At 48.0% G+C, this 22,417-nt stretch carries 25 protein-coding genes; 6 read left to right on the top strand and 19 right to left on the bottom strand.

Translation table 11 applies throughout. The annotated features are described in order from the left end of the window. Positions 1 to 28: 28 nt before the first annotated feature. Entirely contained in the window at positions 29 to 1,510 is a 1,482-nt protein-coding gene (locus tag CSUNSWCD_RS00635; RefSeq protein WP_009492600.1) for a subtype B tannase, read from the top strand. On the opposite strand, the gene CSUNSWCD_RS00630 is transcribed toward CSUNSWCD_RS00635, so the two are convergent. Then, complete coding sequence (locus CSUNSWCD_RS00630; RefSeq protein WP_157788733.1) at positions 1,469 to 1,639, bottom strand: hypothetical protein; 171 nt, start codon at positions 1,637 to 1,639, stop codon at positions 1,469 to 1,471. The two genes, CSUNSWCD_RS00635 and CSUNSWCD_RS00630, sit on opposite strands and share 42 nt — an antisense overlap. Before the next feature lie 305 nt (positions 1,640 to 1,944). Here CSUNSWCD_RS00630 and CSUNSWCD_RS00625 point away from each other — a divergent pair, with 305 nt between their 5' ends. Together CSUNSWCD_RS00625 and CSUNSWCD_RS00620 are read left to right on the top strand one after the other, a co-directional pair. Then, positions 1,945 to 2,952 (top strand): FecCD family ABC transporter permease, encoded by a 1,008-nt coding sequence (locus CSUNSWCD_RS00625; protein WP_009492596.1) that lies wholly within the window; start codon positions 1,945 to 1,947, stop codon positions 2,950 to 2,952. Continuing rightward, positions 2,952 to 3,725 carry an ABC transporter ATP-binding protein gene (locus CSUNSWCD_RS00620; RefSeq protein ID WP_009492594.1) on the top strand — a complete coding sequence of 258 codons (774 nt, stop codon included), beginning with the start codon at positions 2,952 to 2,954 and terminating at the stop codon, positions 3,723 to 3,725. The genes CSUNSWCD_RS00625 and CSUNSWCD_RS00620 overlap by 1 nt, the downstream gene beginning before the upstream one ends. A 195-nt stretch (positions 3,726 to 3,920) precedes the next feature. Here CSUNSWCD_RS00620 and CSUNSWCD_RS00615 read toward each other — a convergent pair whose 3' ends face one another. From CSUNSWCD_RS00615 to CSUNSWCD_RS00590, 6 genes are all read right to left on the bottom strand, one after another. Continuing rightward, on the bottom strand, positions 3,921 to 4,175 hold the full coding sequence (locus tag CSUNSWCD_RS00615) for a hypothetical protein (RefSeq protein WP_009492592.1): 255 nt from the start codon (positions 4,173 to 4,175) through the stop codon (positions 3,921 to 3,923). Then, on the bottom strand, positions 4,168 to 5,526 hold the full coding sequence (gene gdhA, locus CSUNSWCD_RS00610) for an NADP-specific glutamate dehydrogenase (protein WP_009492590.1): 1,359 nt from the start codon (positions 5,524 to 5,526) through the stop codon (positions 4,168 to 4,170). Before gdhA ends, CSUNSWCD_RS00615 begins: the two co-directional genes overlap by 8 nt. 479 nt (positions 5,527 to 6,005) lie before the next feature. Beyond that, the gene (locus CSUNSWCD_RS00605; protein WP_002949209.1) at positions 6,006 to 6,194 is read right to left on the bottom strand and encodes a hypothetical protein; all 189 of its coding nucleotides are present in this window, start codon (positions 6,192 to 6,194) and stop codon (positions 6,006 to 6,008) included. 62 nt (positions 6,195 to 6,256) lie between these two features. Further along, positions 6,257 to 6,991: an EI24 domain-containing protein gene (locus CSUNSWCD_RS00600; protein WP_009492585.1), complete on the bottom strand. Its 735-nt coding sequence runs from the start codon at positions 6,989 to 6,991 to the stop codon at positions 6,257 to 6,259. 251 nt (positions 6,992 to 7,242) lie between these two features. Beyond that, on the bottom strand, positions 7,243 to 7,938 hold the full coding sequence (gene dut, locus CSUNSWCD_RS00595) for a dUTPase (protein ID WP_009492581.1): 696 nt from the start codon (positions 7,936 to 7,938) through the stop codon (positions 7,243 to 7,245). A gap of 54 nt (positions 7,939 to 7,992) precedes the next feature. Next, entirely contained in the window at positions 7,993 to 8,508 is a 516-nt protein-coding gene (locus CSUNSWCD_RS00590; RefSeq protein ID WP_009492579.1) for a hypothetical protein, read from the bottom strand. Positions 8,509 to 8,595: 87 nt separating this feature from the next. Here CSUNSWCD_RS00590 and CSUNSWCD_RS00585 point away from each other — a divergent pair, with 87 nt between their 5' ends. Then, a complete protein-coding gene (locus tag CSUNSWCD_RS00585) occupies positions 8,596 to 8,973 on the top strand; it encodes a hypothetical protein (RefSeq protein WP_009492577.1) in 378 nt (125 codons plus the stop codon). A gap of 10 nt (positions 8,974 to 8,983) precedes the next feature. Then, entirely contained in the window at positions 8,984 to 9,400 is a 417-nt protein-coding gene (locus tag CSUNSWCD_RS00580) for a pyridoxamine 5'-phosphate oxidase family protein (RefSeq protein ID WP_034964033.1), read from the top strand. Between the two features lie 320 nt (positions 9,401 to 9,720). Here CSUNSWCD_RS00580 and CSUNSWCD_RS00575 read toward each other — a convergent pair whose 3' ends face one another. From CSUNSWCD_RS00575 to CSUNSWCD_RS00545, 7 genes are all read right to left on the bottom strand, one after another. Then, positions 9,721 to 11,253, bottom strand: coding sequence for a phosphoethanolamine transferase (locus CSUNSWCD_RS00575; protein WP_009492571.1), 1,533 nt, complete (start codon positions 11,251 to 11,253; stop codon positions 9,721 to 9,723). Positions 11,254 to 11,386: 133 nt separating this feature from the next. Then, positions 11,387 to 11,749, bottom strand: a complete 363-nt coding sequence (locus CSUNSWCD_RS00570) for a diacylglycerol kinase (protein WP_009492567.1) — start codon at positions 11,747 to 11,749, stop codon at positions 11,387 to 11,389. A gap of 126 nt (positions 11,750 to 11,875) precedes the next feature. Continuing rightward, complete coding sequence (locus CSUNSWCD_RS00565) at positions 11,876 to 13,081, bottom strand: multidrug effflux MFS transporter (protein WP_009492565.1); 1,206 nt, start codon at positions 13,079 to 13,081, stop codon at positions 11,876 to 11,878. Between the two features lie 165 nt (positions 13,082 to 13,246). Further along, on the bottom strand, positions 13,247 to 13,420 hold the full coding sequence (locus CSUNSWCD_RS00560) for a YgaP family membrane protein (RefSeq protein WP_009492563.1): 174 nt from the start codon (positions 13,418 to 13,420) through the stop codon (positions 13,247 to 13,249). Continuing rightward, positions 13,414 to 13,626: a YgaP family membrane protein gene (locus tag CSUNSWCD_RS00555; protein ID WP_009492561.1), complete on the bottom strand. Its 213-nt coding sequence runs from the start codon at positions 13,624 to 13,626 to the stop codon at positions 13,414 to 13,416. The genes CSUNSWCD_RS00560 and CSUNSWCD_RS00555 overlap by 7 nt, the downstream gene beginning before the upstream one ends. Before the next feature lie 10 nt (positions 13,627 to 13,636). Continuing rightward, complete coding sequence (locus CSUNSWCD_RS00550) at positions 13,637 to 14,983, bottom strand: NAD(P)/FAD-dependent oxidoreductase (protein WP_009492559.1); 1,347 nt, start codon at positions 14,981 to 14,983, stop codon at positions 13,637 to 13,639. A gap of 65 nt (positions 14,984 to 15,048) precedes the next feature. Then, entirely contained in the window at positions 15,049 to 15,684 is a 636-nt protein-coding gene (locus CSUNSWCD_RS00545; RefSeq protein ID WP_009492557.1) for a Crp/Fnr family transcriptional regulator, read from the bottom strand. A 167-nt stretch (positions 15,685 to 15,851) separates the two neighbouring features. On the opposite strand from CSUNSWCD_RS00545, the gene CSUNSWCD_RS00540 reads away from it, so the two are divergent. After that, positions 15,852 to 16,808, top strand: coding sequence for an SLAC1 anion channel family protein (locus tag CSUNSWCD_RS00540; RefSeq protein WP_009492555.1), 957 nt, complete (start codon positions 15,852 to 15,854; stop codon positions 16,806 to 16,808). A gap of 98 nt (positions 16,809 to 16,906) precedes the next feature. Here CSUNSWCD_RS00540 and CSUNSWCD_RS00535 read toward each other — a convergent pair whose 3' ends face one another. From CSUNSWCD_RS00535 to luxS, 5 genes are all read right to left on the bottom strand, one after another. Continuing rightward, positions 16,907 to 17,212 carry a DUF5339 domain-containing protein gene (locus tag CSUNSWCD_RS00535; RefSeq protein ID WP_034964030.1) on the bottom strand — a complete coding sequence of 102 codons (306 nt, stop codon included), beginning with the start codon at positions 17,210 to 17,212 and terminating at the stop codon, positions 16,907 to 16,909. A gap of 49 nt (positions 17,213 to 17,261) precedes the next feature. Beyond that, positions 17,262 to 17,978, bottom strand: a complete 717-nt coding sequence (locus CSUNSWCD_RS00530) for a hypothetical protein (RefSeq protein ID WP_009492551.1) — start codon at positions 17,976 to 17,978, stop codon at positions 17,262 to 17,264. A 263-nt stretch (positions 17,979 to 18,241) separates the two neighbouring features. Then, positions 18,242 to 20,683 carry a molybdopterin-dependent oxidoreductase gene (locus tag CSUNSWCD_RS00525; RefSeq protein ID WP_009492547.1) on the bottom strand — a complete coding sequence of 814 codons (2,442 nt, stop codon included), beginning with the start codon at positions 20,681 to 20,683 and terminating at the stop codon, positions 18,242 to 18,244. A gap of 337 nt (positions 20,684 to 21,020) precedes the next feature. Further along, a complete protein-coding gene (locus CSUNSWCD_RS00520; protein ID WP_009492545.1) occupies positions 21,021 to 21,596 on the bottom strand; it encodes a cytochrome c-type protein TorY in 576 nt (191 codons plus the stop codon). Positions 21,597 to 21,803: 207 nt separating this feature from the next. Further along, entirely contained in the window at positions 21,804 to 22,319 is a 516-nt protein-coding gene (gene luxS, locus CSUNSWCD_RS00515; protein WP_009492541.1) for an S-ribosylhomocysteine lyase, read from the bottom strand. Between the last annotated feature and the right edge of the window lie 98 nt (positions 22,320 to 22,417).

Below are 22,417 nucleotides of genomic sequence, written 5' to 3'. Positions count from 1 at the left end.
AATCCCGCAAAATCAAAAGGAAACAAAGATGAAAAAGAGGGCGCTTGTTTTGAACGCGGCGGCTTGCCTGTGTGCGGCGATTAGCGCGCAGGCGGCGGATCTGAAATTTGACCCAAACAAATTTGAAACTCGCTCTATAAAAGCGGGCGAAAAAGAGGTTAAATTTAGAGCCTACGAGGGTATAGTTTACGTGGCAAACCCAGTAAATAGCCGGTTTCAGAGGCTAAATTTTTACGTTCCGGCGCGGTATTTCGAGGACGGTAAAGACGAGGCGGGCAAATTTGACGCATCAAATGCGCCGATATTTTTGCCAAACTCCATCGGCGGGTATATGCCGGGCGAGCCTTTTACGCCAGCGCTTGATAAAAGCGGCAAGCCAAACGCGGTGCTAGCGGCGCTTGAGCGCGGTTACGTCGTCGCAGCTCCGGGAGCTAGAGGTAGGACGCCAAAGGACGCAAACGGCAAATTTAGCGGCAAAGCGCCCGCAGCCATCGTTGATCTAAAGGCCGCCGTGCGGTATCTAAAATTTAACGACGCGGCGATGGCAGGCGACGCAAACAAAATCATATCAAACGGTACGAGTGCGGGCGGAGCGATGTCGGCACTGCTCGGCGTCTCGGCGGACGCGCCCGAGTTTGAGCCGTATCTAGCAGCACTCGGAGCCGCAAAGGCTAGCGACGAGATCTACGCGGTCTCCGCCTACTGCCCGGTTACGAACCTGGAAAACGCCGACGCAGCATACGAGTGGATGTTCGGCGCGCAGACGAAATACGAAAAAATGGACTTTAGCGCGCTTGACGCGGCTGAGTTTAACGACCGAAGCGGCAAGCCAAAAACCGTCTCCGGCGAGCTAACCGCAGAGCAAAAAGAGCTCTCCGCCGCGCTAAAATCAGCCTTTCCCGCCTACGTAAATTCGCTAAATTTAAAGGACGCTAAAGGCCGCTCGCTCACGCTTGAGCCTAGCGGCGAGAGCAGCTTTAAAGAGTATGTCAAAAAGACGCTAGCAGACTCCTACGCCGCCGCAAAAAGCCGCGACAAAAGCCTGCTAAAGCCCGAGTTTTTCACGCTTGAGACGCAGGGCTGCACGCTCGGGTATGATTTTAAATTTGACGATTACGTCCTATCTATGTCGCGCGCTAAAGCCGTGCCGGCTTTTGACGGGCTGAAGTTAGAAAACCCTGAAAACGACTTTTTTGGCTATGCGGACGTGGCGGCAAAGCACTTTACCGAATTTAGCGCCAAACGCGGTGGAGGCGAGATCGCAGACGCTAAAATCATAAAAATGGTAAACGCGATGAGCTATCTAGGTAACAAAAACGCGGCCAAATTTTACCGCATCAGGCACGGCGCGGCGGACTCCGATACGGCTCTAGCCGTCCCGCTTATCTTGGCGCTAGGGCTACAAAATGCGGGCAAGACGGTTGATTTCGCTGCTCCTTGGGGTCAAGGTCACGGCGGCGACTACGATCTAGACGAGCTTTTTAGATGGATAGATCGCGTCGTAAAATAGCTTAAATTTGACGCTGTGGAAGCTTGCGTTCAAATTTGGCGTAGCGAAAATTTGCGGAAACGTTAGATTTAAATTTGATAGCGCGTCGCTAGGTTCAAATTTACCGCTAACGACCGAGTCGTAAAACAAAAATGCGCAGTCAAATTTGACTGCAAATGGCAAGCTGTTTGGCGGTTAGGACGGGTTCTCGGTTGTAGGTTGCGAGCCGAGCTTGCGACGACTAAAGCGGCAAACGCAAACGCTAGATAAAGGCTTAGGCGGCTCGAGATCCGCAAAAAAACGCAAAAACAAAAAGATTTAGCAAAGCTCCGCCGCAACGGACGAATATACCGCAAAGGCTGCCAAAGCGAGCTAAAACGGCAAAATTTGACCCTTAAAGCGAGCGATTTTTCACGCGGCGCTACCGCGGACGCAGATTTTATTTTAGGAGAAAGATGAAAAATATTAGTTTTAAATTTACGCTGATTTTGCTGGCCGTGCTGACCGTAGTTTGCGGCGTGATCGCGCTTGGCGTCGGCAGGTTTTATGTGGCTCCCGGCGACGTGCTTAGCGTGATCGGCAGCTTTTTTGGAGTGCCGACGGACGCCGCGGCAAATATCCAAAACGTCGTCGAAAACATCCGCATACCGCGCATCATCGCGGCTATCCTCGTCGGAGCCGCGCTTAGCATCAGCGGAGCGGCGTATCAGGGCGTCTTTCGCAACCAGTTAGTTAGCCCCGATCTGCTTGGCGTTTCAGCCGGAGCTTGCGTAGGAGCCGCGCTTGCGATCATGTTTGATTTATCGCTTTTTTGGGTGCAGGCGTTAGCCTTTGTCTGCGGGCTTGCGGCCGTGGGTATGACGCTATCCATACCGCGTCTGATGGGGCGATCTAGCACGCTGATGTTAGTTCTTTCAGGTATCATCGTTAGCGGCCTCATGGCCTCGGTGATCGGCTTTTTAAAATACGTCGCCGACCCAGAGACCAAGCTACCCGACATCGTCTACTGGCAGCTAGGCAGCCTAGCCAAGATCGACGCGGATAATCTCAAATTTATAGCGCCCGTGATGATAGCCTGCGCGGTGCTTTTGGTGGCTATGAGCTGGAGGATAAACCTGCTATCTCTAGGCGACGAGAGCGCGGCGAGGCTGGGCGTAAACGTGACGCTCGAGCGCGGCGTCATCATTGTCTGCGCTACGCTGCTAACGGCATGCAGCGTCTGCGTGAGCGGTATCGTGGCGTGGGTCGGGCTACTGATGCCGCACCTCGCGCGTATGCTAGTTGGCGCGAACAACGCTCGCAGCCTGCCTGCGAGTATATTTATGGGCGCGATATTTTTGCTATTTGTAGACACCCTAGCGCGTACGATCAGCGTGAGCGAGGTGCCTCTGGGCGTACTTACGGGCTTTATCGGCACGATATTTTTCGTCTGGGTGCTCTGGCGAAATAAAAAGGTCGCGTGATGTTAGAAGTAAAAAATCTAAATTTCGCCTATCCAAACGGCGCTGGTAGGCTAGAAAACGTAAATTTACGCGTCGGCAAAGGCGAAATCCTAACCATACTAGGGCGAAACGGCGCGGGCAAATCAACCATGCTAAGCCTAATCAGCGGCACGCAAACGCCGCACTCGGGCGAAGTTTGGCTCAGCGGCAAAAACAGCGCCGAGCTTAGCAACAAAGAGCGCGCTAAAATCATGGCCTACGTCGCCCAAAGCGAGATCTGCGAGTACGACTACACGGGCCTTGAGTTTATCACGATGGGACGAGCGGCGCATCTGGGTATCTTTGCGCGGCCTAGTGAGGAGGACACGGCTATCGCGAAGGAATTTATCGCAAAGCTTGAGATCACGCACCTCGAGGATAAATTTATCACTCAGATGAGTGGTGGGCAAAAGCAGATGTGCTCGATCGCACGCGCTATGGCTGCAAAGCCCGAGATCATCGTGTTTGACGAGCCTACCTCGGCGCTGGACTTTGGCAATCAGTATAAATTCCTGCGCACAGTTAAGCAGCTAAAAGAGCAAGGCTACACCATCGTGCTAACCACGCATAATCCGGATTTCGCCGTGCTTTTAGGCGGATATGTGGCACTGGTTAAGGGTGGGGGCGAGGTGGCTTTTGGCAGCGTGGACGAGATCATCGAGAGCGAACACCTTAGTAAGCTTTACGGGCTAAATTTGAGCGTGGAGTACATCGAGCAAGTAACTAGAAAGTGCTGCCTGACGCATCCGCTGTGAGCTACAGCGCGCAAGAAGCGGCGTAAATTTGCGCTACGCGAAATCAAAAAGAATGAGAGCAACGGGCGCACGCGGTGGGCGGATAAATTTATGCGTCTTGGGCATGAGGCGTGCGTACCCGCCTTGTAAATTTGACCGCTTCGGCTCGCCTTGTCGTTTTGTGATCTGCTCTCAAATTTAGCTTAAATTTGGGGCCTATAAAATTTGACGAAGCCTTGATTCCTTGTAGTCGGTGCGGCTTTGTAAATTTGACGGCTCCGGGTTTGCGTCGTCTGTAAATTCGCCGTTAAATTTAAAGCTAGCAAATTTAGGCGGTTTTTTGGCTTTATTGCCCGCATTTTGTGCGCAGGACGGTAAAATAGACCTTCCGCAGCGAAGCAAAACCATGCGAAAAGGCTCGCCCGCACACTCTAAATGCAGCAAACGAGCCCCAAAGTCAAATTTACACATACCCCTGATCTATCATCGCGTCAGCTACTTTTCTAAAGCCAGCGATATTTGAGCCAAGCACTAGGTTGCCTTCATCGCCAAATTCTTTACTTGTTTCATAGCTTAGCTCAAAAATGTGGTTCATAATGCCATGCAGTCTGCGATCAACCTCCTCAAAGCTCCACGAAGTCATACCAGCATTTTGCATCATCTCAAGACCGCTTGTTCCCACTCCGCCAGCGTTTGCTGCTTTTGCTGGAGCAAAGTAAAAGTCTTTTTGTGCAAGCATGAAATTTATCGCATCAAGCGTGCTTGGCATATTCGCGCCCTCAGCCACGAAGCGGCAGCCATTTGCGTAAAGCACTTTTATGTCGGCTAGGTGAAGCTCGTTTTGTGTCGCACACGGGAATGCACCGTCGCATGGCACATCCCAGACGCCGTTTCTGCCCTCTTTATATTCGCTCACGCTTACATATTTTGCATTTGGTCTAAATTTGATGTATTCGCTAAGGCGAGTGCGCTTCACTTCTTTTAACTCTTTAAGCACTGCTAGATCGATACCCTCAGCATCATAGACATATCCGTTTGAGTCAGAAACCGTGATAGGCAGTGCGCCTACTTGATAGAGCTTTTCGACTGTGTAGATGGCGACATTTCCGCTACCGCTAATGCTGCATTTTTTGCCCTCAAGCGATAGGCCTGCTTTTTTTAGCATATTTTGAGTGAAATATACGAGTCCGTATCCAGTAGCCTCTGTGCGCGCTAGGCTGCCACCCCAGTTTAGTCCCTTGCCTGTTAGGATGCCATCAAACCTGCCAGTTAGTTTTTTATACTGACCAAACATATAGCCGATCTCTCTAGCGCCCACGCCGATATCGCCTGCTGGTACATCCACGGTGTTGCCGATGTGGCGGTAAAGCTCACTCATAAATGCTTGGCAAAAGCGCATTATCTCGCCCTCGCTCTTGCCCTTTGGATCAAAGGTGCTGCCACCTTTTGCGCCGCCGATATTTACGCCAGTGAGCGAGTTTTTGAAAATTTGCTCAAAACCAAGAAACTTTAGCACGCCAAGATCGACGCTTGGGTGGAGCCTTAAACCGCCTTTGTATGGGCCAACAGCTGAGTTAAATTGCACGCGGTAGCCGTTATTTACCTTTGGTCTGCCATCATCGCCTGTGTATGTGACGCGAAAGATCACCGTGCGCTCAGGGATAACTATACGCTCTAGGATTGCGTGTTTTTGGTACTTACTCTCTCTTTTTATAAGCGGCTCTAGGCTGTTTAAAACCTCAGTCGCAGCTTGGACAAAGACGCCTTGACCCGGATTGGTCTTCTTTATCCACTCCATCGTTTGTTCGATGTACTCGCTCATTTTTGCTCCTTTTTCCTTTTTTTGTAGTTAAATATTAACTCGGCTAGAAAAAATTTTTATTTAAATTTATTTTTATATTTTTATTTTATGGGTCAAGTGTTACATATCGAAACTAAATTTATCAAACGTAACTTTTTGGTAAATTTATCGTGACATTATTTTGGGTTTTAGCGCGAATTTTGATCGGCTCGGATACGGTTATGTTAAATTTAGGAGCTTGAAATTTACGGTTGCGCGATTTTGCGTATTTGGACGAGGTTTAGTTAAATTTGAAATTTATCGGCAAATTTGCGACTATTCTCGTCAAATTTATTTTTTGGCTAAATTTGAGTTTACTGCAAATATTGATTAGATTTGTAGGCTTGTTTTTAATCTATTTAAAGCGGTAAATTTGAAAATGCTGGAGTAAATTTGGACGGGTTAAAGTTGCTAAAAGCGAGTCAGAGCGTAAATTTTAGCCCAAAGCGGGCTAAATTTGATTACATATCCTCTTTGATTTCGTCGTTGCTGCGAACGACTAGGCCAGAGCCGTGGATGACGCTAGGGATGCATGCAGTGCAGATATCGACTTCTTCGCCGTTTTTGTGGGCGCGGATAAATACGGCGTTTTCGTTTTCCGTGCTTTTTTGTCCGCAGACGTTGCAAACTACGATATTTTCAGTTCTCATTTGTTTTCCTTTTTTAAAAATTTGGGCTTATTTTATTTAGTTTTTCGCTGATTTGAAATGATTTACGTCAAGCGCGAAGTCTCGCGTAAAAATAAAAAATGCGAAAAGTAAATAACGAAAAAAACCTGCAAAAAAAGCCCGAAAATAGGCACCAAACAAAGCAGGTAAAAGCACAGTGCGGCGGCTTTAAATTTGTATCCGCCGTAATCAAGCAAGTAAAGCTCGAATTTGTGCCGCGAGAGGGCGTTTGGAGCGACGTCGATGAAAAGCAGCGAATAATAAAGGTAAAAAAACGCCGGATGCAGGGCGAGGAAATTTAGCGCAGGCACGGCTAAAATCGGCACGCAAATAAGCGCGATCAGGATAAATTTGAGTAAAATTTGACCCATAAGAGCCGTTTGGCGAGCTAGGCTGATATTTGCCAGCTGCGACTCCTCCACGCGGTAGTGTCTGCGGTTTATCTCGCGGGCGATCGTAGGAGTTAGAAAGCCCGCAACCGCGAGCGCGCAAAAAACTGAAAGCATGACGACCAGATATGCGCCGACGGCGTAAAATATCGCGCCGATGAGCCATTTTGCGATGCCTAGGCTGAGGATTTTAGCCACCATCGGATACTCGGCTAGCGCGCCTGCCTCGCCCGATACGGCGGCATTTAGCGCCTCGTATAGCTCGCGTCCGCCAAACATCGCGATCGCTGCGATGATGAGCGCTGAAAAAACTAGCGGCAAGATAGAGAGCGCGATAAATTTGGGCGTGAAAAGGTCCTTTAACGAAAGGCGTAAAATATCAACGAACAATAAATCTCCATTTTATTTAAATTTATCGCCGTTTTGCGGCGAAAGGGCGTTTGGGCGCGACGGCTTTTCTAAATTTGACGCGCATTTTTTACTTTGCGCAAAGCGGCGAGTTTTTACGAGCACAGCTAAACTGCAGTCAAATTTAACAGCCCACGACTTAAACCACTAAGCTAAATCGTAAAAAATTTGGCTAAATTTGCTAAATTTAACAACCAAAGAGGCGCAAATTTAGCCCGCAAAGCCGTCAAATTTTATTTTACCGCCTTGTACTCGGCCTCGAGCGCGGCGTATATCTCGTCCACGCTTTTTAGCCCGCGAGCGAGGATCTCGTTCATCACGGCGTTATCTTCCTTGCCGTTCCAGACCTTTTTATACGCACCCTCTTTATAGCCATGGTCTTGACGGAAGCGGTTTAGGACGTTTTTACCGATGTAGCACTCGTAAAGCGAGCTGAGATTTACGCCGCATTTTAGGCTCATCGTGAAGTAAATTTTGAGCAGATCAAAGAGTGTATACTCAAAGCCCGAGCACTTATTTATGAGCATTTCGACGTCGTTTATGATCTCATAGATATTCTCTTCAGCGACGTTAAACGGCTCGCGGCAAAACGCCTCAAAGCCGCTGCTAGCACAGATATCGCTTGATAGCTTTGCGATATCGCCCAGATTATTTAGCTTGTACTGCTCGAGCATCAAACTCATCAAAAAGTGCCAGATATCCACGACCTCGACGCGCAGATTTTCTTCATTCGTCGGTGCGTTTATGCTTTTCCAGTGTTTCCAGGCAAAGCTATCTATGAGCTCGGCGCACTCCATATATATGCAGCGTTTCCAGCTGATGAGTTTGCCGTTTTTGTTTACGCCATTTTCCCAGCCGATGCCGTTGGTATCGTCGTTTAGGCTCTGCTGGAGATTTAGCATTTGGGTGATTTTTTCATTCGCGTTCATAAATTTTCCTATTTTTAAAATTTATGAATTATAGCGAAAATTTTAAACCGCGAACTAAACGTAAAATTTAAAGCTATCCAGCTGAGAAATGAGCTCGTCAAAGAGCTTTTTGGAGTTTTGTAGCAGCCTGTTATCCGCTTTATTTTGTTCCATCAGCCTATCAAAAAGCTTTAGCGTGCCGTCCGCGATAAAATTTTTATGATTTTCGTCTTTGACCTCTGGAAGCTCCTTGCGAAGGGAGTTTGCGAGATTTGTCACGCGCGAAGATACCCAGTCCTCGCCCTCTTTGACGTTTTTCATAAATTTATCTATGCTAGGCGCTATCTTTTCTAGAGCGATTGCGAGCTCCTCTTTATCGCGCGCGTCCAGACCGTCGCCTTTATACGAGAAACTATATCCGTACTCGTGCGTGAGAGTGAGCGCAGATGCTGATGCACCGGCTGTTTTGGCGCTAGTGTAGTATACGGTTTTGTTGTCGTACATTTTTAGATTTATTTCATCGCCGCTGCTGGTTTTAAAGCTAAAATCAAAGCTGTTTAGGCTCGCGCTTTGGTAGTTTTGTAGTTTCATGATTTGTCGTCCTTTTGGCTTTATATCGGCTAAATTTCTTTTTTCTTAATACCCCTTGCGCTAAAATCACGCAAAAAAAGGATGAAAATGTGCTGTTTTGCCACGCGCGTATTTTTGCTCATTAGCGCGACCGTTTTGAGCTTTGTTTTGCACGGATTTTTCCCGCAAATTCCCGTCGTCGCGTTTTACTTTTTACTGGCAAATTTGATCTCGTTTACGATATTTTCGCTATTTTTTGCGGGCAAACTCCCAAGCTTCGTTAAGCCCGCGGCGGTGCACTATTTTAGCTTTATCGGCGGCTTTGCGGCCGGGCTTGGAGTGGCTTTATTTAAACGCGAAAAAGCGGGAGCTAAATTTGTCAAAATAGAGCTTTTTATATTCGCTTTTTGGCTAGTTTTAGCTTGCTTTTTAGCGCTAAATTTTAGCTGGGTTTCGGCAAATTTGGCTCAAGTTTTTAGCGCTTAAAGTGGACGAAATGGATGAAAAAATTTTAAAATTTATCCGCAAGATGCACCTGCTTAGCCTTGCTGTTTTAGATGATGGTAGGCCATACTGCGCGAGCTGTTTTTACGCCTTTGACGAGGAAAATTTGGCCTTTATCGTAGCTGGCGGCGAGCAGAGCGCTCACGTGAGGGCGTTTTTGGCTGAGCCTGGCGTTGCCGGCACCGTCGCGCTTGATACGAAGGTGGTGGGCAAGATAGAGGGCGTGCAGTTTCGCGCCCTAGCCGCTCCCGCGACCGCGCAGCAAAGCAAAATTTACTTCACGCGCTTTCCTTACGCTTTGGCGATGAACCCGAGCCTTTATGCTTTGAGCCTTGGCTGGGTTAAATTTACGCATAATGCGTTGGGGTTTGGGAAAAAACTCATATGGCAGAGAGAGCAAATTGAATAAAAAGGCTTGTCTCGCGAGTGCTTTTCCGAGATTTCGCAAAATTTTCGCTCCGCAGGCTATATGCCTAGCGCGCGCTCAATTTTGCTTCAAAACTCGAAAAATCATCTCACGATACTTCGCCCTGTTGCTTTGCTTCCAAATTTACAGTTAAATTTGTAAATTTCAGCTTCAAATTTGAATATTAAGAAGTCAAGGCGCCGTATTTTTTCGTCAGACGAGGCAGCGGCGAGCGAGGCGAGGGAGCGTATATATAATACGTGACCGAGGCCGACTGAGCCGATAACGAAGTATGGCGGAAAAAGACAAGCCGCGGAAACTGCTTAATTAAACATGTCGAGTTTTTTGTCATATTCTTTTGTTTCCACCCCAAAAAACCCAAGCAACGAGCTAAAAACATTATCGTGCGAGACGGCTTCGTCTTTTTGCGCGCGCAGGCGAGCTAGCGTCGCTTCGTCGCTTGCGTACGCCATCATCGGGATGTGCTTTTGCGTCTCGGGCGCGATGGCGTAGGGCATGCCGTGCAGATAGATGCCGTTTTCACCTAGGCTCTCGCCGTGATCTGAAAAGTACCAAACAGCGCTCTTATCGCCGCCCACGTCCTTAACTGCCTTGATGACCTCGCCAACAAAAAAATCGGTAAAAAGCAGCGTGTTGTCGTATGTGTTTACGATACTATCGCTATCGCAGGAGCTAAGCTCGCTCGTGTCGCAAGTCGGGGTAAATTTGCGAAATTCGCTCGGATAGCGCGCGTAGTAGGCCGGTCCGTGCGAGCCTTGCAGGTGCAGGACGATGATCTCGTTTTGCGCGAGATTTTCGAGGCGTTTTTTGAGGGAAAGTAGCATATTCGTATCGTATCCCGCGTCAAAATACTCGACGTCGCCCGCGTCCAAACGGTCGCAAACGCCCTTGCACTTGCCCGAGTTGTTGCCTAGCCACACGACCTTGACGCCGACTCGTTTTAAGATATCAAGCGCGTTTTCGCTAAATTCTTTACTGCTGTATTCTTTTCTCGTGGACTTTGAAAACAGGCACGGCAGCGAAACAGCTGTCGCAGTTCCGCACGAGCGAGCGTCGCCGAAATAGACCAAATTTGGCTCATTTTTCGTGTAAAAATTCGTATCGTTTTTGGCGTATCCGCCGAGCGAATAGTTTTTCGCGCGGGCCGTTTCACCGACGATCAGCACCATCAGCCGTCGCTCGCGGCTTGGCCTCATCGTCGCGTCCGTGCCGATTTGTTTAAATTCGGGCTTGAAAAACTCGATTTTTATATATTTTTGCGCCGCGTAAATCGGATAAAACGGCAGGTTGTAGGCTCTAATGAAGCTGTTTTCGCGAAAAAACGGGATTATGGATTTGGTTTGTGGCAAAAATAGAGCCGCCGCGAGCGCTAAAAAGCCCACAAATGCCACAAATTTGACCTTTAGATGCCGCTTTACGCCGCCGTACTCGATCCTTGTAAACGCGACCAAAAGGCAGGGCAAAACGCCCAAAAATAGCATGTAGCAAATGAGTTTTGGATTTAAAAAGCTTAACACCTCGCCCGCGTCCGTTTGCGCGACGTTTCTTATCATTTCGCTATCGATTATGATACCGTAGCTTTGCATGAAGTAGCTGCTGCCACACGTAATGGCAATCGCAGCGATGCTAACGGGCTTAGCAAGATAAGGCAAAAAAACGAGCGAAAATAGCGCGCAAAGTAGCGAAAAATAGATGATCGGCAGACTCGCGGCCATCGGCGCGTCCGCGTCAAAACTAAGCTTTGAGTAGGCGAATTTAAATAATGCGAAATTTAGCGCGGCGATAAAAACTGCGTTTAAAAGCGTAAATTTAAACCAAGAAATACGTAGCTTCATAGCTTTCCTAATATTGATAATAAGAGTGAAACTTTATCCAAAAAAAGCTTAAAGCTTTAGTCGTTCGGCGTAAAATTCGAGTTTTTAGATTTAGATTTTGAGCGCAAATTTGGTAGCCGATCGGTTCTCAAATTTACTCGCCAAATACAAGCGTAAGAATCGTCCAAGCCCAAGTTATCGCAGCCGTGCAGATAGAGAGGCAAACGGCGGCGGAGGCGCAGTCTTTGGCGATTTTAGCCAGCGGATGAAAGCCCGGCGAAACGAGATCTACTACCGCTTCTATCGCGGTATTTAGGCACTCGCAGATCAAAACGAGTCCGAAAACGGCGATCAGTAGCGCATGCTGTGCGGCAGAAACGGGTAAAAACAGCGAAACTACCGCGAGTGGGACGATGACGCAAAGCTCAGTGCGAAATGCCGCCTCGTTTTTTAGCATCGCAGCAAGCCCCTCGAATGCAAATTTGGAGTTTTTAAAAAAGTTGTATTTGGGTTTCATATCTTGCCTTTAAATTTGCGCAATGATAACGTAAATTTGCTTTATAAGGCGCTTTTGCGAACGGCGCGGTTATTTAAGCGTAGCCAAATTTGTCGCTAAAATTTAATAAAACTCGGCTAGTTTATTTTACTCATCAGAAATCTTTGAAGTCCTGTAAAGCAGCGCAAAAGCCGTCGCTCCGATAAGCGCAAAGCTCGCAACCATAGGCAGTAGCGTACCCTCAAATAGCTGTCCGATCGCGATTCCGATAGGAAGCGAAACAAAGGTTGAAACCGAGCCAATCAGTGCAGCCGCCATGCCCGCGATCTTGCCCATGGGCTCCATCGCCATCGCGTTTAGGTTGCCAAAAAGTATGCTCACGCAAAAAAAGCTACTCATACAAAACGCCATAAAAGTCCACAGTGGCGGCACTCCTTCATACGCGAGGACGACTGACAAAAACGCGACCGCTATGACGCAAAACGCCCCCATAGCTCGCAGGCTAAGATAGCGCATACCGTAGATCATCACGAGTTTTGCGTTTATCATCGACGCGACGCCAAGGGCCAGAGCGTTTATAGCAAAATATATAGGAAACTCGTCACCTAGCTTGTAACTCACCTCAAAAATCTGCTGAGCGGTGCTGATATAGCTCAAAAACATCCCAAAAATCAGCCCCAAAACGATGGTGTAGCCTGCGGTACGCCTGTTTTTCACGACCTGCGCGGCTTCGCTTTTTATCAAATTTAGGCTAAATTTATTACGATTTTGCACAGGCAGAGTCTCGCTCTGACGCAGCCCAAACCACGCTAGGCACGTAAGTCCCATAAAAGTGAGCATTAAAAATATGCTGCGCCAATTATAAATTTTAAAGATAAAGCCGCCGATAATCGGGGCGAGTGCTGGCACAATGATAAAAACGGCTGCGATAAAGCTCATCACGCGGGCCATCGCACGCCCCTCGTAAAGATCGCGAATAAGCGCCATCGCGATGATCCTAGGGCCCGCAGCGCCTAGCCCCTGGAAAAATCTGCTTGCTAAAAGCGCGGTAAAATCGCTCGTGACGACCGAAATAAAGGAGCTTGCCGTAAATATCGCAAGCGCGAGCAGTACGGCGTTTCGTCGCCCGATAAAGTCGCTAAGCGGCCCGTAAAATATCTGTCCGACGGCAAAGCCCGCAAACATCGAGGAGATGACGAGCTGGGTTTGGTTTATCTGCGTCACGCCAAGATCCAGACCGATCTGCATGAGTGCTGGCAGCATCGCGTCTGTGCTCATAGCTCCAAGCGAGGTTAGAAGCGCCATAAGCGCGATAAATTCAGCAAAAGGTATGGTTTTGGGGATAAATTTCATCTTAAACTCCGCTTTTTGGATTTGGGATCGATTGTATAAAAAATAAGCTTAAATTTTGAGGTTTGTTTGGGTAGAAATGTGCGCCGATTTAAATTTGATATATCTAAAAGCGCGGACTCAAATTTGAGGTTAAATTTAAGCCCGCGCGTGCAAATTTGGCTAAATTTAGCGCTTTAGCGAACAGCGGTTTAAAAAGTAGCAAGCGGGGCAAAATCCCGTAACGCCCACGATAAACGGCACGAGCCCTACTAGCCCCCACCAGCTGCTAAACACCGCTCCAGCGATCATTATGGCTAGCCCGATCAGCGCTCTTATTATCCTAGTTTTTTTACTTAGCATTGCGTATTCCTTTCTTTGTTCTTGCATTTTTTACACGTATTTATACCAAAAAATTTATAAAGAGGACAATAACCGTAAACAGCCGTCAGTAGCGGCACGAGACCGACCAGCCACAGCCAGCACTCGCAGACGAACCCAAATGCGTATATCCAAACCGCAGCGATTACTAGGCGGATAGTTTTATCTAAAATCCCGACGTTTTGCATTTTCTCTCCTTTATGCTAGGCCTCTTATCATGCCTTGCATGACCATCGGCTTCATCATATATAGCTTCATCGCCCAGTTTAGGTAGCTCTCGCGAGTCGCGCCCATGCACGCTATCGTAGGCTCGGGCTTGCCCGTCCAGTTAAACTCCACCATCACCGCTTTGCCGAATTTCGTTAGCAGCGGGCACGCGGTGTAGCCGCCGTATCTAGCACTCGGCTCGCGTCCTTTTATAACGTCGGCTAAATTTTGCGCCAGCACTGGATACATCTTGCGTATACTAGCTCCAGTTTTACCGGCGGGAAATCCGCAAGCATCGCCGATAGCAAATATATTTTTAAATTTCGAGTGTTGCAGCGTCTCGCGCGTGAGGCTAATCCAGTTGCCCGCCACATCGCCCTTTTCTACGCTTAGCCCTGCATCAGCGTAGATTTTAGAAGCCTTCATGCGAGGCACTAGGTGTAGGTAGTCGAATTTTACTTCGACTAGCTCTTTAGCGAGTTTATTTTCGCCGTTTTCGCGGTACGGCATAGCGTGCTCAAATACCGCTATATTAGCACTTTTATCCACCTCAACCAGCTGATGCGAGGTAAAATACTTCACGTCTCGCTCCTCCAGCATCCCTTCTATCATTTTAGCATAAACAGGAGCGGAAAATATCGTCCGAGCACCCGAGTATATCGAGATATCAAGCTTGTCTCTGTTGCCTAAATTTCGCGCCATATCTTCGGTTAGTAGCGTTACTTTTTTATTTGCACCCGAACACTTCATCGGTGTTTTATTGTCGCTAAAGACTATCTTGCCGCCATCTTTGCCGACTTTTTTCATTATGCCGGACATAGCAACGGCACCTGGGATCGTGTAGATAGAAGTCACGTTGTCGCTACCTATATCGTCGGCGCTAAGTCCTTTTACGCTCTCAAACTCATACTCCGCTCCGCTAGCTATCACGAGGTAGTCGTAGTTCAAATTTGACCCGTCCTCTAGCTTGACGGAATTTGTCGCCGGATCGATAGATGCGGCATTTTGTTTTATCCATTTTACGCCGTCTGGGATCAAATTTGATTTTTCGTAGGTTATGTCTTCGGGCAGATAGTGACCGGCTGCGATGAGCGTAAAGCCGGGCTGATAGTAGAAGTACTCGTCCTTATCAAGGACCGTTAGTTCGGCGTTTGGCATATCTCGTCGTAGTTTCGCCGCTAGGCTGATGCCGCCTAGACCGCCGCCGATTATTAGGATATTTGCGCGGATGTCCGCATTTTCTCCCGCATTTAGCTTGCTAGCTCCTGCGACTCCCGCCGCCGCTAGCCCCGCCGCGCCTAAAATTTTCAAGGCGCCTCTTCTGTCGATGCTTTGCATAAAAGCTCCTTTTAGAAGTTATTGTCAAATCATAGCGCATTTTAAAATTTAAATATGTAACAAAGTCACCTTAACGTCACGACCCCGCGTTTTAGCTCGACGAGCCCCTTTTTCTGCATCTCTTTTAGCGCTCTTGATACCGCCTCTCGCGCGCTAGCGATGTCGTTTGCGATCTGCTCGTGCGTGATCTTTAGCCCGTTTTTCGCGCCGTTTTGCTCGAGGAAATTTATTATTCGCCTAGTTAGAGGCAAAAACAGCGTCTGATCCATCGCCGTTATCGCCGAGCTAAACCTCGTCGCCATGAGCTCTAGCGCGTGATTTGCCACCTGCGGATAGTTTTCGCGTAGCCTCTTAAATATCTCCCTCGGGATCAAAATCATCCGCATATCATCTTCGATTTGTAAATTTATCTCCGCTTGCAGCACTCCAAGCGAACAAAAGCCGCACAGCATACAGCTATCACCGCCTTGTAGGTTAAAGACGGTAATCTCTTTAAAATTACTCGTGCTAACCAGCCCTCGCGCACGTCCGCTTATGATGATCGCGTAGCCAAGGCAGACATCTTTTGGGTATATCCTCTCGCCTTTTTTAAAGCTTTTTAGCGTCGCGCTTTTTAACACCGCCTCTTCATCCTGCGCACTAAGCGTAAATTTAGAGGTAAACCGCTGCTTTAGCGTATCTTTTAGCTCGTCTCCCAACATACGCACTCCTTGGTTAAATTCGGTTTTGTTTAATTATATTTTCTTTTACGTAAAAGCACGGTGATAAAATTTAGCTACAAAATATTTTAAGCATTGATTTATTCCGTGACTAACTCACCGAAATTGCGCTAAAATTGGGCTAAAATTTAGAAAAAACGAGGAAAAATATGAAAACGCAGGACGAAAAACCAAACTGGCTACAGCACTTTCCGATCATGTTTTACACCGTAGTTATGGGGCTTGGCGGACTAGCTCTCGCGTACGAGCGGCTAAATTTGATCTTTGATATCTCAGGCGCGGTTTTTGAGATTTTACGCGGCGCGGCTAGCCTTGCGTACGCGCTCATCTGCGCTTGTTACGCGGCGAAGCTGATAAAATACCCAGGGGCTTGCAAGGCGGAGTTTTTCCACCCGGTGCGCGTAAATTTTTTCGCCGCTTTTTCGATCGGCACACTGCTAGTCTCCTCGCTCTGGCGGGACTTTGCGCTCGTTTACGATACGCTTTTTTGTGCGGGCACGGCGTTTCAGACCTTTATCACGCTGCACGTCGTCTCCTTTTGGATCAAAAATAACGTCCAGATCGCGCACTCAAACCCCGCGTGGTTCATCCCGATCGTGGGTAACCTCTTCGTCCCGCTAGCCTCGCCCGCCGCTAGCGAGCTTGCGTGGTATTACTTTGCTATCGGGATATTTTTTTGGCCCGTGCTCTTTGCGGTTTTGTTTTACCGCATCATCTTTCACGATCAGATGCTGCAGAAATTTATCCCGACGCTTTTTATCGTGATCGCGCCGCCTGCGATGGCGTTTTTGGACTACGTCAAGCTCACCGGCAGCTTTGACGTGACGGCGAAGATCATGCTCTACGTCACGCTATTTTTCGCGCTTCTCATACTTTTTATGTTTAAAAGCTTTTTGCGGCTTAAATTTTTCCTCTCGTGGTGGGCGTTTACCTTCCCGACGGCTGCGGCTAGCATCGCGTTTTTGCGAGCGTTTGAGTTTAACGGGATCAAATTTTTCTTGTTTGCGGGAGCGGCCGGTTTTGCTATCTTGTGCGTTTTTATCGGCATCGTGGGCTTTTACACGATAAAGGCGATGCGGCGCGGCGAAATTTGCGTGCCTGAGTGATAGTTTTTAAAATCTGTGAGTAAAATTAAAAATCCGCGCTCAAATTTGATATTTAAACGCGGATTTTGGGAGCGTAAATAAGCCGAAGTGACTTAAATTTACTTTATCGCTTCCATCATTTTTAGCATATTTTCAAGCTCTTTTACCTCGGCTATGCCTTGATTGCACGTAGATTCTTGCTCCTCTTTGCTCATCTTTTTTATGCTCGCGTAGTCAGCTTCAAACTCTTTTTTCGTCGCAGCAGCGTCAAAGTCCTTTTTACCTTGAGCCTGGGCTTGTTTTGCCATCGAATCGATGAAGTCGTAAGAAACTTTTTTATACTCCTCGCAAGCAGCGGGCATATCAGCTGCCGCAAGATGTCCGGCAAAAGCGCAAAGCGCGACGAAAAGCAGTGATTTTTTCATGTTTATCCTTTTTAAAAAATACCGCGTATGATAGCGAAATTTGGATAAATTAGCCATGACTGGCGATAAGTTCGTTAAAAGTTATCTCTCGTGCGTGAAATTTAACTCCGAGCGAGGCGAGTTTATCTTGTATCGGTAGCGCCAGCTCTTCTATGCCGCTAAAAATACAAAGCGGCAAATTTTGCGCCCTCTCTTTGGTCGCCGCAAAGCTCTCGTCGTCAAAAAAATTCTTTAAAAACACGAGCGTTTTTGCCTTATCCGCGCCTAAATCCTCGATGAAAACGCTGAAATATTTATATTTGGGCTCCTCGCGCGCTTCATCTTTCCGCGCGTAGTCGCCTGCTAGTTCGCGGTAAAATTCGTTGTTTAAATCAGCAAGCGGCGCGATCGCTTCAAGCGGGCAAGGCGCTTCAAGCGCGGCAAGTGCGATTAAAATTTCTTCAAATTTAACGATGTCGTCCGCGATCTTTATCGGCTCCCACGAGCCAGCGCCGTGATACGCAAAATACACGGGCGAGGCGTCGCCTAGCGCAAAATCTACAAAAAACGGATCGTCCATGCCGTTACGCGCGATGACTCGCCAGCTCTTGCGCCACTGCCCTGGTGCGTCGTCTGCTAGCTCCTCGCCCGTTTTGCGGCTAACGAGTCTATATCCGTCCTGAAAACTCTCAAACTCGCCCTCCTCTGGATAGAAAAACGGTAGCAAAACGGGCTCTGAAACGATACGTTTGCGGATAAAATTTCGGATCAAACTTGGGATTTGCACGGCGCGGCCTTTGGGTTATATTTGAGCGAATTTTAGCAGAGTTTTTAACCTGAGCAAAATTTGCGTTCAAATTTGACGAATACGAAAGAAGTAAATTTACGCTCAAATTCAACAAATTGCAAATTTGAGCGTAAAAAGACAAGCGGAAGTATCGCGAGATGATTTTGAGAGTTGTGCAGAAATTTTAAGTCAAGGCTAGACAAGTAGTCTGCCGCAGACTTAAAATTTCAAATCTCTCTCAAAAGCGCTCGCGAGACGACGCATTAAATGCTTTGTAGGATTTTTGGTTTTGAAAACGCCGTAATCGGCCTAATCTCTCCTTTAAATTTCTCGACCTGCGCTAGCGCGGTGTGAGCCGAGTTGCTTTGTGCTAGGCTTGAAGTGCCTTTGTCGCGGGTTAGGACGTTTACGCAGCCGTGCTGGCATAGGCTCTTTTCGCCCCAAATTTCCGGATCGTACCACGCGCCCTCGCAGATGGCTATGACGCTAGGCGGCACGACGTCGGTTACTAAAACGCCCGTTAAAATTTCGCCTCTATCGTTAAATACGCGCGCTATATCGCCCGTAGCTAGGCCGCGCTCTTTGGCGTCTTTCGGGTTGATTAGCATCGGTTCGCGTCCGCTGACTTCGGCGAAATTTCTGATGATAGAGTTGTTTAACTGGCTGTGCAGGCGGTAGCGAGAGTGCGGGCTGACGATATGCAACGGGTACTTCTTGCTCGCGTTGCCTAGCCATTCAAAAGGCTCGATCCACGCAGGGTGCGCAGGGCAGTCGGCGTAGTTCATCTTCGCTATCGTCGGCGAGTATAGCTCGATTTTACCCGACGGAGTTCCTAGACGGTTTTTAGCCGGATTTTCGCGGAAGGCGGCTAGGCGAGTGTAGAGCGCGTTGCTCTCGTCGTCTTTTTCAAATCTCACGAATCCTTTTTCGTAAAATTCCTCAAAGCTAGGCATGCTTAAATTTAGCCCCTTGGCCTGCTCGGCCGCGTCGGCGTAAAATTCTTTCATCCAGCCGAGCTCGTCCTTGCCCTCGCTAAACGCCTCGCCGTAACCCCAGCGTTTGCAAATTTGCTCGCAGATCCAAAAGTCGCTCTTGCTCTCGCCCATCGGCGCGATGACGGGCTTATAGGCTACGATGTATTCGCCGCTGTCGCCGGTTTGGTTTATGTCGTTGCGCTCGACTTCGATAGCTACGGGTAGTACGATGTCGCTAAATTTCGCCGTGCTGGTCCAATAAGGCTCGGCGGTGATGACGGTTTCGAATTTTCTCCACTGTTTAACTGCATTATTTACGTCTTGATGGCGCGTAAACATCGAGCCTGAGGCCATATACGCCACTCTCATGCGAGGTAGTTTAATCTTAGTGCCGTCGTAGTCGATCTCTTTGCCCGGATACTCCAAGGCCTCGATGCTGCGAGAGGACGGAATGGTGACGTTTTTAGCGTCTTTCCAAGGAGCCTTGCCTAAATTTTCGTATTTTTCGCTAATGCGCGTGCTGATGCCTTTTAGCGTCGGCGAAATTTTATTCGTCATACCGCCAGAGTCGTATCCTAGGCTAAACTCAAAGCCAAGGCCTTCTTTACCGATATAGCCTAGCATCGCGTTAAGAGCTATAAGCGCCCAGAAAGGCTGCTCGCCGTGGTCGGCTCTTTGAAGCGCGCGGCCTATAAGGATAGTCGTCGGTTCTTTGGCTAGCGCCTCGGCGAAGCTTTTTATCTTATCCGCCGCTACGCCGCAAATTTTGCTCGCCCACTCCGCGTCTTTTACGACTTTGTCGGTCTCGCCCATAAAGTAGTCTTTAAATTTATTAAATCCGACGGTGTATTTTTTGATAAATTCCTCGTCGTAGAGCTTGTTCGTAAACAGATGGTGGCACATGCCGATAATTAACGCCGCGTCGGTATTAGGGCGTACGATGATATTTTCGGAGCCGAAGTAGCGCGCCGTGTCGTTTATCATCGCATTTACGCTATATGTTTTGATGCCCGATTTTTTAAGCTCTTTTATACCTACGTAGCCGTCGTGCGTAGGCGGAATGGATGAAATTTGATTGGTTACCACAGGATCGGTCGCCCAAAATACGACGTTTTTAGCGTTTTTAACTATCGCCGCCCACTTAGTAGGCGTGTCGTAGACCGCGCTGCTGCCAAGCACGTGAGGCATGATGACAAGCCCCGCTCCCGTCGAATAATCGCCGCTTTCTTCCACGTAGCCGCCTAAAATTTTAAGCATCCTATGAGCTACCGTGCGCCCCCAGCTGACCTTGCCGCTGCCGCCCCACCAGTAGCACTCGCCGTAGATCGCTTCGCTGCCGTATTTCTCGTGGGCTTCTTTTAACGCCTTGGCGGCAAGATCAAGCGCGACGTCCCAACTAACGCGCACGAATTCCTCTTTGCCGCGCAGTTCGGATTTAGCCGCGCCCTTTGCTTTTAGATAGCTTTTGCGCACCATCGGATATAGCACGCGAGCCTCGTTTTGCACGCAATCAGGCAGGCTGTAATTCATCGTATTAGGGAATTTATCGCCCTCAAAATCGCTAACGGAAACTATCTGATTTGAGTTGGTATTTGCCCAAAAAAGCCCGAATCTGTTCGCGCCGAATACCTTTTTGTTATCGAAAATCGTCTGCGTAACGCCTTCTATCCTGCTAGCCTGCGCAGCCGTAGCCGCCAAGGCCGAAAATTTGATGAAATCTCGTCTTTTCATCGGTTTCTCCCTTATTTTAATTCTCGCAGGAGCAAAGCCCTGCCGTGAGCGGGAGCGCAAGCACTCCCTATACTCGCCCAAAGCACGCCTATGCTTGCAGCATCTGCGCGGTCAGGCAACTTTTTCCCTTATTTGCTTTTTAAAACCATATTTTGTGCTCGCCCATATATTATTAACGTGGTTGTGCGGCGAACAAGATGCAGGCAAATTTAAGCTCTATTAGCATCAAATTTGCCGCCGTAAAAGTATAAAATCCCAAAAATCTAAATTTAAAGAACAAACGTCGCTAAAATTTACGCTTCAAGCGACGAGCAAATTTAGCTAAACGCGCAGAGCCCTATTCTGCATCTTTTGCGTTATGCTGCAGGTATTTAACGATCAAATTTAGCTCCGTCTCCTCTAGCGAGACGTAGTTCGTATCGATCATCGACTGTAAATTTGCCGGCCACTGAGCCGCCGTAAAACTGTTTGGCTCGTGCAAACGGTGGCACGCCGAGCAGGTCTCCTCGTACTTTTGCTGAGCCTGTTTGTATAGCGCGTTTGCGTCGCTACCTAGCGCGTCTGCGGCGACTTCGTACGTGCCCTCGACCTCATACCAAAGCTCGCCGTAGTCGTCCCCGACCTCTTTTATTTTCTTAAAATTCGCCTCGCTCTCGGCATCAAAAACCGTGAAAATCTCGGTATTTTTGACGCTACGCTGTATCTGAGCCAGGTAGTTTGCCGAAACGGCGCCTTTTACCTTGATTTTAGCCTTTGCGCCCTCTTTGGAGACGACCTCGACCGGCGTTAAAACCTCGATCTTGCCGACCTTTTTACCGCCTAGCGATATATCGGTCGTCTTTGTCAAAACCTCGGCGTTTAAGCCTATCGCCGCCGCACAGGCCGCGATCAAAACAAATTTAAAACTTTTCATCGCACTTCCTTAAGAAAAATTATTAATGTAATTTTATAAATTTACGGCTTAAAATTACATCGCTATATTTTATTACGAAGCGGGTTTTGTATATTAAAAAAGTAAAATTTGAAGCAAGAAAACGGCAAACCTAGCCAAATTTGAAATTTGCTCAAATTTGCCGCGCGAGTAAAAGCCGCGCAAACGGCGGCTAAATTTAAAGATCAATCAGTGCTTTTTAAGCCCCATTGCAGCGACGTCTAGCGCGATCTCTTCGTTATCTATCGTGACTAGTCCGCGCTCTAAAATTTTACTCGCGATCGCATGCGCTTCGTCTAGCGAGTGCATTTTGTACGTACCGCACTGATACTTGTTTAGTTCGGGGATGTCTTCTTGGTTTTTGACGCCTAGGATATCCTTCATCGACGCCGTCCACGCGGCCTTGACCGCCTCCTCGCTAGGCACGCCGACCACGCTCATATAAAAGCCCGTCCTGCAACCCATCGGCGAGATATCGATGATCTCGGCATTTGCGCCGTTTAGGTGATCGCGCATAAAGCCCGCAAATAGGTGCTCTAGCGTATGGATGCCTTTTTCTGGCAAAATTTCCTCGTTTGGCTTGCAAAAACGCAAATCAAACACGCTTATATCATCGCCTTTTGGCGTTTTCATCGTCTTTGCCAGGCGCACGCCGGGCGCGTTCATCCTCACGTGATCGACGCAAAAACTATCTAGTAGAGGCATATTTTCTCCTTATTTTTAACATAAATTCGGCATGATTTTAGCTAAATTTTTATTAGCCACGGCTTGATTTAAATTTGCATTTACGTAAATTTACTAAG

It is taken from the genome of Campylobacter showae CSUNSWCD (genome assembly GCF_000313615.1).
GTDB classification, from domain to species: Bacteria; Campylobacterota; Campylobacteria; order Campylobacterales; family Campylobacteraceae; genus Campylobacter_A; species Campylobacter_A showae_A.
This window is presented reverse-complemented; position numbering and strand designations above follow the sequence as displayed.